Annotated in this window: 17 protein-coding genes; 3 read left to right on the top strand and 14 right to left on the bottom strand. The window is 67.9% G+C overall.

The window, feature by feature from the left end:
- Window positions 1–478: DUF4870 domain-containing protein (locus ACJJV7_RS07140; protein WP_405467838.1), on the top strand; the 478-nt coding region annotated here is incomplete at its 5' end.
- A gap of 57 nt (window positions 479–535) precedes the next feature.
- Here the strand turns inward: ACJJV7_RS07140 and ACJJV7_RS07135 are convergent.
- From ACJJV7_RS07135 to prmC, 13 genes are all read right to left on the bottom strand, one after another.
- Window positions 536–1,288, bottom strand: a complete 753-nt coding sequence (locus ACJJV7_RS07135) for a YaaA family protein (RefSeq protein ID WP_405373515.1) — start codon at window positions 1,286–1,288, stop codon at window positions 536–538.
- 67 nt (window positions 1,289–1,355) lie between these two features.
- Window positions 1,356–1,616 (bottom strand): F0F1 ATP synthase subunit epsilon, encoded by a 261-nt coding sequence (locus ACJJV7_RS07130; RefSeq protein WP_405373513.1) that lies wholly within the window; start codon window positions 1,614–1,616, stop codon window positions 1,356–1,358.
- A gap of 1 nt (window position 1,617) precedes the next feature.
- Window positions 1,618–3,066, bottom strand: a complete 1,449-nt coding sequence (atpD, locus tag ACJJV7_RS07125; RefSeq protein ID WP_405373511.1) for a F0F1 ATP synthase subunit beta — start codon at window positions 3,064–3,066, stop codon at window positions 1,618–1,620.
- Window positions 3,067–3,088: 22 nt separating this feature from the next.
- Window positions 3,089–3,985: a F0F1 ATP synthase subunit gamma gene (locus ACJJV7_RS07120; RefSeq protein WP_405373509.1), complete on the bottom strand. Its 897-nt coding sequence runs from the start codon at window positions 3,983–3,985 to the stop codon at window positions 3,089–3,091.
- A gap of 23 nt (window positions 3,986–4,008) precedes the next feature.
- Window positions 4,009–5,649 carry a F0F1 ATP synthase subunit alpha gene (gene atpA / locus ACJJV7_RS07115; protein WP_405373507.1) on the bottom strand — a complete coding sequence of 547 codons (1,641 nt, stop codon included), beginning with the start codon at window positions 5,647–5,649 and terminating at the stop codon, window positions 4,009–4,011.
- 71 nt (window positions 5,650–5,720) lie between these two features.
- Window positions 5,721–6,509: a F0F1 ATP synthase subunit delta gene (locus ACJJV7_RS07110; RefSeq protein ID WP_405373505.1), complete on the bottom strand. Its 789-nt coding sequence runs from the start codon at window positions 6,507–6,509 to the stop codon at window positions 5,721–5,723.
- Window positions 6,509–7,060: a F0F1 ATP synthase subunit B gene (locus ACJJV7_RS07105; RefSeq protein ID WP_405373503.1), complete on the bottom strand. Its 552-nt coding sequence runs from the start codon at window positions 7,058–7,060 to the stop codon at window positions 6,509–6,511. The genes ACJJV7_RS07110 and ACJJV7_RS07105 overlap by 1 nt, the downstream gene beginning before the upstream one ends.
- A gap of 32 nt (window positions 7,061–7,092) precedes the next feature.
- Window positions 7,093–7,341, bottom strand: a complete 249-nt coding sequence (gene atpE, locus ACJJV7_RS07100) for an ATP synthase F0 subunit C (protein WP_405373501.1) — start codon at window positions 7,339–7,341, stop codon at window positions 7,093–7,095.
- Window positions 7,342–7,387: 46 nt separating this feature from the next.
- Complete coding sequence (atpB, locus tag ACJJV7_RS07095) at window positions 7,388–8,176, bottom strand: F0F1 ATP synthase subunit A (protein WP_405373535.1); 789 nt, start codon at window positions 8,174–8,176, stop codon at window positions 7,388–7,390.
- Window positions 8,177–8,304: 128 nt separating this feature from the next.
- The gene (locus ACJJV7_RS07090; RefSeq protein ID WP_405373499.1) at window positions 8,305–8,805 is read right to left on the bottom strand and encodes a hypothetical protein; all 501 of its coding nucleotides are present in this window, start codon (window positions 8,803–8,805) and stop codon (window positions 8,305–8,307) included.
- Entirely contained in the window at window positions 8,802–9,962 is a 1,161-nt protein-coding gene (locus ACJJV7_RS07085) for an MraY family glycosyltransferase (RefSeq protein WP_405373497.1), read from the bottom strand. Before ACJJV7_RS07085 ends, ACJJV7_RS07090 begins: the two co-directional genes overlap by 4 nt.
- Window positions 9,959–10,651, bottom strand: coding sequence for an L-threonylcarbamoyladenylate synthase (locus ACJJV7_RS07080; protein ID WP_405373495.1), 693 nt, complete (start codon window positions 10,649–10,651; stop codon window positions 9,959–9,961). The genes ACJJV7_RS07085 and ACJJV7_RS07080 overlap by 4 nt, the downstream gene beginning before the upstream one ends.
- A gap of 53 nt (window positions 10,652–10,704) precedes the next feature.
- Window positions 10,705–11,595, bottom strand: a complete 891-nt coding sequence (gene prmC, locus ACJJV7_RS07075) for a peptide chain release factor N(5)-glutamine methyltransferase (RefSeq protein WP_405373493.1) — start codon at window positions 11,593–11,595, stop codon at window positions 10,705–10,707.
- 111 nt (window positions 11,596–11,706) lie between these two features.
- On the opposite strand from prmC, the gene cysK reads away from it, so the two are divergent.
- A complete protein-coding gene (gene cysK / locus ACJJV7_RS07070) occupies window positions 11,707–12,642 on the top strand; it encodes a cysteine synthase A (RefSeq protein ID WP_405373491.1) in 936 nt (311 codons plus the stop codon).
- Between the two features lie 41 nt (window positions 12,643–12,683).
- On the top strand, window positions 12,684–13,274 hold the full coding sequence (gene epsC, locus ACJJV7_RS07065) for a serine O-acetyltransferase EpsC (RefSeq protein ID WP_405373489.1): 591 nt from the start codon (window positions 12,684–12,686) through the stop codon (window positions 13,272–13,274).
- Window positions 13,275–13,295: 21 nt separating this feature from the next.
- Here epsC and prfA read toward each other — a convergent pair whose 3' ends face one another.
- Window positions 13,296–14,375, bottom strand: a complete 1,080-nt coding sequence (gene prfA / locus ACJJV7_RS07060) for a peptide chain release factor 1 (RefSeq protein WP_405373487.1) — start codon at window positions 14,373–14,375, stop codon at window positions 13,296–13,298.
- Window position 14,376 lies beyond the last annotated feature (1 nt).

The following is a 14,376-nucleotide window of genomic DNA, read 5'->3' as shown; positions in this document are numbered from 1 at the left end:
GCCCCCGGGCGGGCAGCCTCCCACACCTCCCCCGAGCGGGCCGACCCCTCCCGGCGCGGGCGGCGGCCCGTCCGTTCCGCCGCCGCCACCCGGCTACGGTCAGCAGCCGTCGCAGGGCGCGCCGCAGCCGCTCTCCGACCAGGACGACAAGATGTGGGCGATGCTCTCGCACTTCGGCGGCGTGCTGTTCCTGCTCCCGCCCCTCATCATCTGGCTCGTGTTCAGAGAGCGCGGCCGCCGCACGGACACCGAGGGCAAGGAAGCCGTCAACTGGCAGATCACGTTCCTGATCGTCTTCGTCGCGGTCTCGATCGTCGTATCGATCCTGTCGGCGATCATCTGGTTCCTGGCGCCGCTGTTCAGCCTGCTCACCTTCGCGGTGTACGTCATCAACGTGGTGTTCTGCGTACTCGGCGGCATGAGGGTCAACGCCGGCGGGACCTACCAGTACCCGATCAACATCCGCTTCATCAAGTAATCGTCGACGAGGACGGGGCCGGATGCTGCAGCATCCGGCCCCGTCCTCGTCACCCGTTCACACCACGAGCTCGAGCTCCGAGTCGGCCTCGCGAGCCCGCAGGACCACGCCGCTCGCCTCCGCCCACGCCAGCAGGTCACCCGCTCCTCGGACGGCGGGCGCGTCCGACGCGAGACGCCGCACAAGATCGCCCTTCGCGTGCTTGTTGAAATGGTTCAGCGCCCGGACCGAGCCATCGGGTCCCGCCGTGACGACACGCACATAGGCCGACGCGACCGCGGACGGCACGGGGCCGAGTGCGACATAGGCCTCCGATCGGAGGTCGAGGATGAAGGGCGGCGCCGACGCCGCGAGCGCCGCCGCGACGGCATCCGCCCACACCCGCCGAAGCGGCGGAACACCGGGAAGCGCGATCCCGGCGCCCAGCCGATACGCCGGAAGCGGATCGAGCCCTCCCACCGGGCCGAAGGGTGCGGAATGGATCGCGACGTGGTGGCCGATCCACTCCCGCGCGTCGTGATGGAGCGACGCCGCGCCGAGCGCGTCGTAGAGCACACCCGTGTAGCGGTCGACCGACGGCAGAGTCGGCGACGTGAACAGTTCCGCGTTCGCCGCGACCTCGCCGCGCTGCCGCACGGAGAGCTTCAGCGTCTTCGCGGCGGCATCCTCATCGGCGCTGAGCGCTACGAGCGCCTCGGTCACACGACGACGCGGAGGGGCGAGCTCGGGATAGGCGAGCGTCTCGATGGCAAGGGGCGGGCCGTCGCCGCCCGGACGCTTGGTCTCGGAGGGGGGCAGAAGGATCAGCACGGTACGGCTCCGGGGAGGAACAGCGCAGCGCCGCCCGGCGAACCGGACGGCGCTGCGCGAGGGAGTGTCAGGACTGGAGCGTGGCGTTGCCCGCGACGATGGTGAGCTCGTCGCCCTCCATCGAGAGGAAGCCGTCCTGCGCCGTCGCCACGATCTTCGCGCCGTCGGTCTGCGTGATGCGGACCTGACCTTCGGCGAGGATCGCGAGGACGGGCTCGTGGCCGGACATGAAGCCGATTTCGCCCTCGACCGTCTTGGCCACGACGAGGCTCGCCTCGCCGTGCCAGACCTCCGCCTCAGCGGAGACGAGGGTGACGGTCAGCGCCATGTCAGCCGTTCTCCTTCTGGATCTGCGCCCACTTCTCTTCAACGTCGGCGATGCCACCGACGTTGAAGAAGGCCTGCTCGGCGACGTGGTCGAAGTCACCCTTGACGATCGCGTCGAACGACTCGATGGTCTCCTTGATCGGGACCGTGGAGCCCTCGACGCCGGTGAACTTCTTGGCCATGTAGGTGTTCTGCGAGAGGAACTGCTGGATGCGGCGTGCACGCGACACGACGATCTTGTCTTCCTCGGAGAGCTCATCGACACCGAGGATCGCGATGATCTCCTGCAGTTCCTTGTTCTTCTGGAGGATCTGCTTCACAGACGTCGCCACGCGGTAGTGGTCGTCGCCGATGTAGCGGGGGTCCAGGATGCGGCTGGTCGAGGTCAGCGGGTCGATGGCCGGGTACAGGCCCTTCGATGCGATCTCGCGGGACAGCTCGGTGGTCGCGTCGAGGTGCGCGAACGTCGTTGCCGGCGCCGGGTCGGTGTAGTCGTCGGCGGGGACGTAGATCGCCTGCAGCGAGGTGATCGAGTGACCACGCGTCGAGGTGATGCGCTCCTGGAGCACACCCATCTCGTCGGCGAGGTTCGGCTGGTAGCCGACCGCCGAGGGCATGCGGCCCAGCAGCGTCGAGACCTCGGAACCGGCCTGCGTGAAGCGGAAGATGTTGTCGATGAACAACAGCACGTCCTGCTTCTGCACATCGCGGAAGTACTCCGCCATGGTCAGGGCCGACAGCGCGACGCGAAGACGCGTTCCCGGCGGCTCGTCCATCTGGCCGAACACGAGGGCCGTCTTGTCGAAGACACCCGCCTCTTCCATCTCGGCGATGAGGTCGTTGCCCTCACGCGTGCGCTCACCGACACCGGCGAACACCGACACGCCACCGTGGTCCTGCGCGACGCGCTGGATCATCTCCTGGATCAGGACGGTCTTGCCGACACCTGCACCACCGAAGAGGCCGATCTTTCCACCCTGGACGTACGGGGTGAGCAGGTCGATGCTCTTGATGCCGGTCTCGAACATCTCGGTCTTCGACTCGAGCTGGTCGAAGTTGGGCGCCTGGCGGTGGATGCCCCAGCGCTCCGTGATCTCGACGGTCTCACCAGGAGCGGAGTTCAGGATGTCACCGGTGACGTTGAAGACCTTGCCCTTGGTCACGTCTCCGACGGGAACCGTGATGGGGCCCCCGGTGTCGCGGACTTCCTGGCCGCGGATCATGCCGTCGGTCGGCTTCAGCGAGATGGCGCGGACGAGGTCGTCCCCGAGGTGCTGTGCGACCTCGAGCGTGATCTCGTTGGACTCACCGGCGATCGTGATGGTGGTCTTCAGCGCGTTGTAGATGTCGGGGATCGAGTCGTGCGGGAACTCGATGTCGACGACCGGCCCGGTGACGCGGGCGACGCGGCCGACGACAGGAGCTTCCGTCTTCTCAGCGGTGAGGCTCATGGCTTCTCTTCCTTCGTATGGTCTATTTGCCCGACGCCAGAGCGTCGGCGCCGCCGACGATCTCGGCGATCTGCTGCGTGATCTCTGCCTGGCGCGCGTTGTTGCGCAGGCGCGTGTAGTCGGTGATGAGGTTGTCGGCGTTGTCACTGGCCGACTTCATGGCCTTCTGCGTGGCCGCCTGCTTGGCGGCGGACGACTGCAGAAGAGCGTTGAAGACGCGGCTCTGGACGTACACCGGCAGGAGCGCATCGAGCACCGTTTCGGGGCTCGGCTCGAATTCGTACAGCGGGTAGACCTGGCTGGATGCCGTGTCCTCCGCCTCGACGACCTCGAGCGGAAGCAGACGGACCGTCTCCGGCGTCTGCGTGATCATGCTCACGAAACGGTTGTAGACGAGGTGGATCTCGTCGACGCCGCCCTCGGCTCCGCCGATCTCGTACGCCTCGATGAGCGCGCCCGCGATCTCTTCTGCGGTCGAGAAGTGCGGAGTGTCGGTGTCGCCGATCCACTCGCCCGCCGAAGCGATGCGGCGGAACTGGAAGAAACCGACCGGCTTGCGGCCGACGAGGTAGTAGACCGGCTCGCGACCCTCGCTGCGCAGCAGCTCACCGAGCTGCATGGCCTCGCGGATGACCTGCGAGTTGAACGCGCCGGCGAGTCCGCGGTCGGAGCCGAACACGACGACAGCGGAACGCCGGATCTCGTCGCGCTCGGTCGTCAGCGGGTGCTGGACGTTCGAGTGGGTGGCCACGGCGGAGACGGCCCGCGTCACAGCCCGCGCGAAGGGGTTGGACGCGCGGACGCGCGCCATCGCCTTCTGGATGCGCGAAGCTGCGATGAGTTCCATCGCCTTCGTGATCTTCTTGGTCGTCTGAGCAGAAGAGATCTTCTGCTTGTAGACCCTGAGTTGTGCGCCCATGAGTTAACAGTCTCCCGTCGGCGTCAGCCGCGGCGGCCCTTGACGATCTTCTCCTGGTTCACGTCATCGACGTCCGCAGCAGCGACCTCTTCGCGGCCGGGCTGGCCGAGGGCCTGACCCTTGCCACCCTGGAACTCGAGCACAAAGGCATCCGTCGCCTTGTCGAGCTCCGCAAGCGTCGCGTCATCGAGGACGTTCGACTCGCGCAGGGACTCGAGGATCGAGGTGTTGCGCTTCAGGTGATCGAGCAGCTCGCGCTCGAACCGGAGCACGTCTTCGACCTCGATCGTGTCGAGCTTGCCGTTGGTTCCGGCCCAGATCGAGACGACCTGCTCCTCGACGGGGTACGGCGAGTACTGCGGCTGCTTGAGCAGCTCGGTCAGACGCGCACCACGGGCGAGCTGACGACGCGACGCGGCATCGAGGTCGGAGGCGAACATCGCGAAGGCCTCGAGCGAGCGGTACTGGGCCAGCTCGAGCTTCAGCGTGCCCGACACCTTCTTGATCGACTTGACCTGTGCGTCACCGCCGACTCGCGACACGGAGATACCCACGTCGACCGCCGGACGCTGGTTGGCGTTGAAGAGGTCGGACTGGAGGAAGATCTGGCCGTCCGTGATCGAGATCACGTTGGTCGGGATGTAGGCCGAGACGTCGTTGGCCTTCGTCTCGATGATCGGGAGACCCGTCATCGAACCGGCACCGAGCTCGTCGGAGAGCTTGGCGCAACGCTCCAGCAGACGCGAGTGCAGGTAGAACACGTCGCCGGGGTACGCCTCGCGACCCGGCGGGCGGCGCAGGAGCAGGGACACGGCGCGGTAGGCCTCGGCCTGCTTCGACAGGTCGTCGAAGATGATCAGGACGTGCTTGCCGCCGTACATCCAGTGCTGGCCGATGGCCGAACCGGTGTACGGAGCCAGGTACTTGAAACCGGCCGGGTCGGATGCCGGAGCGGCGACGATCGTCGTGTACTCCATCGCCCCGGCGTCCTCGAGGGCGCCCTTCACCGCGGCGATGGTCGAGCCCTTCTGGCCGATCGCGACGTAGATGCAGCGCACCTGCTTGTTGGTGTCGCCGGAGTCCCAGTTGGTCTTCTGGTTGATGATCGTGTCGATCGCGATGGCCGTCTTACCGGTCTGGCGGTCGCCGATGATGAGCTGACGCTGACCGCGGCCGACGGGGATCATGGCGTCGATCGCCTTGATGCCGGTCTGCATCGGCTCGTGCACGCTCTTGCGCTGCATGACGCCGGGCGCCTGGAGCTCGAGGGCACGACGGCCTTCGATGGCGATCTCGCCGAGACCGTCGATCGGGTTGCCGAGCGGGTCGACCACGCGGCCGAGGTAGCCGTCGCCGACACCGACCGAGAGGACCTCACCGCTGCGGGTGACCTTCTGGCCGGCCTGGATGCCCGAGAAGTCGCCGAGGACGACGACACCGATCTCGTGCTCGTCGAGGTTCTGCGCGAGGCCTTCCACACCGTTGTCGAAGCGAACGAGTTCGTTCGCCATGACGCCGGGCAGACCCTCGACGTGGGCGATGCCGTCGGCTGCGTCGACGACGGTGCCGACCTCGGTCGCCGCTGCCCCGGTGGGCTCGTAGGCGGCGACGAAGTCTTTCAGCGCGTCACGGATGACGTCGGGGCTGATGGACAGTTCTGCCATGGTCTTCCTTCTTGTGAGGTCTTGTGGCGGGCACGAGGCCCGCCGGGGCCGCTCCGGTGGAGCGGGAAGATCTAGCCCGCCAGGCGGTGGCGGAGGTCGCTCAGACGCGAGGAGACGGTGGCGTCGATGACGTCGTCGCCGATCTCGATGCGCAGACCGCCGACGACCGAGGGATCGACGACGAGATTCAGCGAGACGTCCTTGCCGTAACGCTCCGCAAGGGTGCGCTGCAGCCGGGACTGCTGGTCACCCGTGAGGGCCGTCGCGGAGGAGACGGTGGCGACGATGCGTCCCCGCTCTTCGGCGACCACGCTGAGCGCGCGACCGAGCATGGAGCGCACGCGGCGCTCGCGGGGAACCTGAACGAGGGACGAGACGACGATGATCGTCGGCTCACTCGCCCGGCCTCCGAGCAGCGCCTCGATGAGCGCACCCTTGGCCGAGGAGTCGCCCAGTCGGCTCCCGAGCGCGAGCTCGAGCTCCGGGTTGGACGCGATCGTGCGAGTGACTGAGAAGAGCTCCGCTTCGAGGTCGACCGAAGGCTCGGCGATAGCCGCGGCCCGGATGCCGGCCTCTTCGATGCCCGACACGAGGTCGGCGGCGGAGGACCAGCGCTCGGCGACGGCCGCCTTCAGCACCGCCACGGTGGCCGGCGAGTATCCGCCGAACACACCCGTGACGACCTGCTGGCGGGCATCGGCAGGCGCCGATGCATCGGACAGCGCGCCGCTCAGCTGCGACGAGCCGGCCAGGGCGCGCACCGCGGCGAAGAGCTCGCGGGCCACACCGAGGTCGACGCTCGGCGCGGCCGCGAGGGCCGACGTCGTCGCCGTGAGTGCCTGAGTGGTCGCGCTACCCATTACTGAGCCGCCTTCTCAGATGCCTCGAGGTCGGCGAGGAAGCGGTCGACCACGGCCTGAGCCTTCTGGTCGTCCGACAGGGTCTCCCCGATCACGCCGCCGGCGAGGTCGAGGGCGAGGGTGCCCACCTCGCTGCGGAGCGACACGAGCGCCGTCTGACGTTCTGCTTCGATCTGCGTGTGCGCAGCAGCCGTGAGGCGGCCCGCTTCGGCAGACGCCGTGTCGCGCGCTTCGGTGACGATCTTCTTACCGTCCTCACGGGCGGCTTCGCGGATCTCACCGGCTTCCTTGCGTGCGTCGGCGAGCTGAGCGGTGTACTCCTCCAGCGCGGCCTCGGCCTTGCGCTGAGCTTCGTCGGCCTTCGCGATGTTGCCCTCGATGGCAGCGGCGCGCTGGTCGAGGAGAACCTGCATCTTCGGCAGGGCGACCCGCCAGAAGACGAACAGGATCACGACGAAGCACACGGCCGACCAGACGATGTCGTACATCGCCGGGAACAGCGGGTTGTAGGACTCGCCTTCCTCAGCCGCTTTCACGACAAGATTCAGCATCCTGTCTCCTTATCAGTGCGATCGAAGAGCGATTACGCCGGCGTAAGGCCGGTGAAGATGAAGTAGGTCGCGATGCCGATGAAGGCGAGCGCCTCGGTGAAGGCGATACCGATCCACATCAGGACCTGGAGGCGACCTGCCAGCTCGGGCTGGCGGGCGACACCCTCGATCGTCTTGCCGACGACGATGCCGACGCCGATGGCGGGACCGATCGCGGCGAGGCCGTAGCCGACGGTGGCGATGTTGCCCTGCAGAGCGGCGAGAACCGTAGTTGCGTCCACGGGATTTTTCCTTTCGGTTGGGTGGGAAGGTCGAAGACCGACCCGCTCAGTGTTCTTCAGCGACTGCGAGCTGGATGTAGACCGCAGTGAGGAGTGCGAAGACGTATGCCTGGAGGACGGCCACCAGGATTTCGAACAGCGTGAAGATGAAGCCGAAGGCGAGCGAGCCGGCGGCGAGCGCCGACCACCATCCGCCGAGATCGACGAGGAAGAAGTTCGTCGCTGCGAAGAAGAGGACGAGCAGCAGGTGGCCGACCATCATGTTCATCAGCAGTCGGAGGGTCAGCGTGACCGGCCGGATGATGAACGTGGAGATGAGCTCGATCGGGGTGACGATCAGGTAGATCGGCCACGGCACACCGCTCGGGAAGAGTGCGTTCTTGAAGAAGTTCTTCGGGCTCTTGCGAACGCCGGCGTAGATGAAGGTCACGTAGCTCACCACTGCCAGAAGCAGCGGTACCGCGACGATCGACGTTCCGGCGATGTTCAGGCCGGGGATGATGCCGGTGATGTTCATGAACAGCACCATGAAGAAGATCGTCGTGAGGATCGGGAGGAACCTCTTGCCGTCCTTCTTGCCGAGGAGATCTTCGGCGATGTTGACGCGGACGAAGTCCAGGCCCATCTCGACGATGCTCTGGAATCGTCCGGGGACGACCGTCATGCGACGGGTGCCCAGCCAGAAGATCAGAACGATCACGGCGGTAGAGAGGAACTGGATCAGATGGATCCGGTTGACCTCGAGGAACCCGATGGCGAAGAGTGTCTCCGGAAAGAACTCTTCAATCGAGGGTCCGTGGAATTCCGGACCTTCTCCGGCGGCGGTGGCGATCAGGGTCGCAGCTTGAATAAACAGCGCTGGCTCCAGCTTCGGGGCCGCGGTCGAAAAACCGAGGCGACGATGGTCGGTGAGCTGCTCCGCAGACGTTCCCGTCGGGATCAGGCGGGCTCGGTAACAGCGTATCAGTCCCGGGGCGTCGCGGAGTCCGCCGAGCCCTTCTCCCCCGCCTCGACATCGGCCGCGGTGGGCAGCGTGGCGTCGCTGACGACCGGCAGGCGCATGCGCAGCATGACCACCACGTCGACGGCCAGCGACACGATGATGCTGACGACGAGGGCGACGAGGAAGACCATCGGGCTCAGCCAGGGCTGATCGCGGAGAAGGAACAGTCCGATCAGGAACACGACGAACTTCAGGATCCAACCGCCCATCACCGAGCCGAAGAAGATGGGCACGAACAGGGGGTCGCCGTACCAGCGGTTGGCGATGAGGATCGACGCGGTCGTGAAGCCGAGGAAGATGGCCGCCATCAGCACGGCGACCAGCGCGCTCCAGAGCCCCGAGGTGCCCGCGACCAGCAGCCCGATGACCGATCCGACCACCGCCAGCGCGGCGGTCGCGAGGGCGGAGAGGATCAGGGTGCGGCGCAGGAGCGGCGTCGAGGAAACGGTCGGCGTGGTCATGTCAGGACTTTCCGTCGGGATGCCGCGCCGTGCGGGCGGCGGGAGGGTGGCAGGGTGACCACGACGCAGGCGACGCAGCCGAGGATCAGATAGGCGACGCCGGGCCAGTACAGGCCCGGCCAGCCGGCGGTGGTGCCGATGTACATCAGCAGCACGGAGAGCGACACGATGGCCGTCCAGGCGTAGAAGACGAACACGGCGTTGCGATCGGTGTGCCCCATGTCGAGCATGCGGTGGTGCATGTGCTGCCGGTCGGGAGAGAAGGGCGACTTGCCCCTCGCCATCCGGCGGACGACGGCGAGCCCGAAGTCGAGGAGCGGGAGCAGGACGATCACGATCGGCAGGATGACCGGGATGTACGCGCCGATGAGCTGTGAACGGCCGAAGAGGTCGTTGTCCCCGAGGAGCTGCTGCGGAAGCCCGCCGGTGACGACGATGGCCGAGGCCGACATCATCAGACCGAGCAGGAGTGCCCCGGCGTCGCCCATGAACATCTTCGCGGGGTTCCAGTTGAACGGCAGGAACCCGGCGCAGATCCCGAGCAGCACGACGGTCAGGAAGACGGCGGTATTCGTCTCGGAGCTGTTCTCGAAGTCCCGGGCGATCATCGCCGAGTAGGCGAAGAACACCGTGTTCGCGATGATGCACACGCCGGCGACCAGTCCGTCGAGCCCGTCGATGAAGTTGATCGCGTTCATGACGATGACGATCGCGAAGATGGACAAGCTGATGCTCAGCCAGCTCGACGCGATGGCCTGGTCGCCGAAGGGCAGGGCGAAGATCTGGATCCCGCCGATGCCGACGATGATCCAGGCCGCGAGGAACTGGGCGGCGAGCTTGATCATCCAGTCGAGGTCCCACAGGTCGTCGGCGACACCGACGACCACCATGAGGGCCGCCGCGCCGAGCAGCGACCACATCCGGGCAGGCTCGCTCCAGATGATCTCGAACGCGGGCCACTGCGACGAGATCAGGAAGAACGCGGCGAGCCCGAGGAACATCGCGATGCCGCCGAGGCGGGGTGTCGGGTTCTTGTGGACGTCACGCTCGCGGATGGCCGGGTGGAGCCGGTAGCGGATCGCGACCTTCCAGACGAGCCAGGACAGCGCGAAGGTGATCGCCGCCGTGATGACGAAGGCGAGCAGGTACTCCCTCACGCCGGATCGTCTTCGTCGTCGGCGGGGTCGTCCTCGAGCAGGTCGCCGAGCACCTCCCGGAGTTCGCCGCGGGTGATGGCTCCCTCTCGCAGAACGCGGACGGGATGCTGCGGGGCACCGACGAGCCCGGTCGCGTCGACGATGGTCGAGGACACCCCTGTCTCGACCATGCCGCCGTCGAGGTAGACGGCGATCCGGTCGCCGAGCATGTCGACGGCCGAGTCGATCTGGAGCGCGGCGGGACGCCCGGTCAGATTGGCGCTCGACACGGCGAGCGGGCCGCACTCCTCGAGCAGCTCCAGCGCGAAGGGATCGTTCGGCATCCGCACGGCGACGGTGCCGTGGGTCTCGCCCAGGTCCCAGGTGAGTGACGGCTGCGCGGGGAGGACGATGGTCAGGCCGCCGGGCCAGAACTCATCGACGAGCCGCTCGACGGCCTCGGGAACATCGGCGACGAGCGCGCGCATCGTCGCGAGCCCGGAGACCAGGACCGGCGGCGGAGATTGCCGGCCGCGGCCCTTCGCCTCGAGCAGCCGGGCGACGGCCGCACTGTTGAACGCGTCGGCGGCCACGCCGTAGACGGTGTCGGTGGGCATGACGATGAGCTCGCCACGGGCGATCGCCTGACGGGCACGGCGCATCGCCGGCAGCAGCTGGTCGGCGTCGCGACAGTCGAGCACGGGAGACATATCCGCAGCATTCTACGGGGCGGAGGCTTGAGCCTCCTGGCAACCCTCGGCGGTCAGGGGCGAATCGCCGTCGTGGCGCGGTCTCGCGCCGTCAGGTCGGGGTGGGTGGCGGCTCCCCGCCATCCGTCGGCGGTCAGGATGCCGCGGATCGCGCCGCCCTGCCACTCGCCGTGCTCGATGACCAGGGTGCCGCCGGGGTGCGCGAGCCGCAGCGCCACTCCGGACAGGATCCGGACGACCTCGAGCCCGTCGGCGCCACCGTACAGTGCGGCGGGCGGGTCCCAGAACCGCACCTCGGGGTCGCGCGGGATGGCGTCGTCGGGCACGTACGGCGGGTTCGAGACGAGAACGGACACGCGCCCGTCGAGGTCGGGGAACGCATCTGCCAGATCGACGAAGGCCAGTCGGGCGTGCGGTGCGATGGCGGCGAAGTTCTCCTTCGCCCAGATGAAGGCGTCGACCGAGTTCTCCGCGGCGTGGACATGCGCGTGAGGGACCTCGGTGGCCATCGACAGGGCGAGCGCGCCGCTTCCCGTGCCGAGATCCACGGCGATCGGTTCGGGTCCGGCGGCGGAGCGGAGCGCGTCGATCGCGAGCTGGGCGACCATCTCGGTCTCGGGGCGCGGCACGAAGACGCCGGGGCCGACCCGGAGTTCGAGGTGGCGGAAGGGGGCGGTGCCCGTCAGATGCTGGAGCGGCTCCCGTGCGGCGCGGCGGACGATGAGGGCCTCGAAGGCATCGGCGGCGGGCTGCGGCATCCGATCGCCCCGGATCGCGGCCGCGGCGACCTCTCCCCTGCCGAGGCCCAGCACGTGGCCGGCGAGGAGCTCGGCGTCGACGGCGGGGGTCGGCACGCCGGCATCGGCCAGACGCGTGGCCGCATCGCGGACGATGTGCCCGAGTTCGCGCTCTGCAGGCGCGTGGGAAGTCGGAGAGGAGAGCATGGGTTCTTCCAGAATACCGCGGGCCTCCCGTCACACTCGTCCCCGGCCTCATCGCGCATCGTAGGCTGGGATCCCTCTTCCGCCTCATCCATCCGCATGAAAGGCCTCACCATGCCCGGCATCCACTCCGACATCACGAGCGCATTCGGCAACACTCCCCTGGTCCGCCTCAACCGCGTCTCCGAGGGGCTTCCCGGCACCATCCTCGCGAAGCTCGAGTTCTACAACCCGGCCTCGTCCGTGAAGGACCGTCTCGGTGTCGCCATCGTCGATGCGGCGGAGGCCTCGGGCGAACTCAAGCCCGGAGGGACGATCGTCGAGGGCACGAGCGGAAACACGGGCATCGCCCTCGCGATGATCGGCGCCGCCCGCGGATACAAGGTCATCCTCACGATGCCCGCGTCGATGTCGACGGAGCGACGGATGCTGCTGCGCGCCTACGGTGCGGAGCTCGTGCTCACAGAGCCCTCGCTCGGGATGAAGGGCGCCGTCTCCGAGGCGGAGCGGATCGCAGCCGACACCCCCGGCGCCGTCCTCGCGAAGCAGTTCGCCAACGAGGCCAACGTGCAGATCCACCGGTCCACCACGGCCGAGGAGATCCTCCGTGACACCGACGGAGACATCGGCTACTTCGTCGCGGGCATCGGCACCGGCGGCACCATCACCGGCGTCGGACAGGTGCTCAAGGAGCGCGCTCCCGAGGCACGCATCGTCGCCGTCGAACCGGCCGACTCTCCCCTGCTCACCACGGGCAAGCCGGGCCCGCACAAGATCCAGGGCATCGGCCCGAACTTCGTGCCGCCGATCCTCGACCAGGGCGTCATCGACGAGGTCCAGGACGTCTCGTTCGAGGACGCGATCACCACGGCCCGCGAGGTCGCCACGAAGGAGGGCATCCTCATCGGCATCTCCTCGGGCGCCGCCGTGTGGGCTGCGCTCCAGGTGGCCGCGCGTCCCGAAGCCGAGGGCAAGAACATCGTCGTGATCATCCCGTCGTTCGGCGAGCGGTACCTGTCGACCGCGCTGTACGAGCACCTCCGCGACTGAGTCGCTTCCCGACGACGCCGCTCTCTTCAGAAAGGCCGACTGTGCCCGGCATCTCCGACGCCCGCCGCGTGGTGCGCGCCGTCCGCGAGGACATCGCTGCCGCCAAGCTCCGCGACCCCGCAGCGCGCGGCGGGCTCGAGATCGCCGCGCTCTATCCCGGCCTGCACGCCGTCTGGGCCTTCCGCCTCAGCCACGCGCTCTGGACTCGCGGCTGGCGATTCCCGGCGCGCGCCGTCTCGCAGGTGAGCCGGTGGCTGACCGGGATCGAGATCCACCCCGGGGCGCGCATCGGACGCCGCTTCTTCATCGACCACGGCATGGGCGTCGTGATCGGCGAGACCGCCGAGGTCGGCGACGACGTCATGCTCTACCACGGCGTGACGCTCGGAGGACGTACGCGTGAGGGCGGCAAGCGGCATCCGACACTCGAGGACGGCGTCGCCGTCGGGGCCGGAGCGAAGATCCTCGGGCCCGTCGTCGTCGGCGCCAGAAGCGTGATCGGTGCGAACGCCGTCGTCACGAAGGACGCCCCGGCCGACTCCGTGCTGGTCGGTGTGCCTGCGCGGGCACGCCGACGCACTGCCGGCGAGGACACGCGCGCACTCCTGGCCGCGCCCGAGTACCACATCTGACCTGCGCCGCCCGGGCGCCGTTCAGTCGGTGGTGCCGATGGCGGCGAGCTGGGCCTCTTCGTCGGCGCTGATCGCCGACTCCAGGATCGGCCCGAGCGCGCCGTCCATGACCTGGTCGAGGTTGTAGGCCTTGTAGCCGGTGCGATGGTCGGCGATGCGGTTCTCGGGGAAGTTGTACGTGCGGATCCGCTCGGAGCGGTCCATCCCGCGGATCTGAGAGCGCCGGGCGTCGGATGCCGCAGCGTCCCGCTCTTCCTGCTGACGCGCCAGGAGGCGGGCGCGCAGCACGCGCATGCCCGCTTCGCGGTTCTGCAGCTGGCTCTTCTCGTTCTGCATCGACACGACGATGCCGGTGGGAAGGTGGGTGATGCGCACGGCGGAGTCGGTCGTGTTGACCGACTGACCGCCGGGTCCGGAGGAGCGGAAGACGTCGATCTTCAGATCGTTCGCATCGATCTGGACTTCTTCGGGCTCGTCGACCTCGGGGAACACGAGCACGCCCGTGGTGGAGGTGTGGATGCGTCCCTGCGACTCGGTCGCCGGCACGCGCTGCACGCGGTGCACGCCGCCCTCGTACTTCAGGTGCGCCCAGACGCCCTGCGCGGGGTCGGTCGAGGACCCCTTGATCGCGACCTGCACGTCCTTGTATCCGCCGAGGTCGGATTCGTTGCGTTCGAGGAGTTCGGTCTTCCACCCGCGTGACGCCGCGTACTGCACGTACATGCGAAGGAGATCTGCCGCGAACAGCGCGGATTCCGCGCCACCTTCGCCGGCTTTGATCTCCATGATCACGTCGCGCGCATCGTCTGGATCGCGCGGGATCAGAAGCCGCCGAAGGCGCTCCTGGCTCGACTCGACGAGCTCCTCGAGAGCAGGGATCTCCTCGGCGAAGGCCGCGTCTTCCTTGGCGAGTTCCCGCGCCGCCGCGAGATCGTCGGATGCCGACGTCCACGCGTCATGCGCGGCAACGATGCGCGACAGTTCGGCGTACCGCCGGTTGACGCGCTTCGCGCGCGCCGCATCGGCGTGCACCGCGGGGTCGGAGAGTTCCTCCTGCACCGCGCGGTGCTCGTCGATCAGCGTCTGGACGGACTCGAACACG

This window comes from Microbacterium sp. Ld4 (genome assembly GCF_045066555.1).
In the GTDB taxonomy this organism is placed as follows: domain Bacteria; phylum Actinomycetota; class Actinomycetes; order Actinomycetales; family Microbacteriaceae; genus Microbacterium.
The sequence above is the reverse complement of the archived record's forward strand: the minus strand, read 5'-3'. Positions and strand labels throughout refer to the sequence as shown.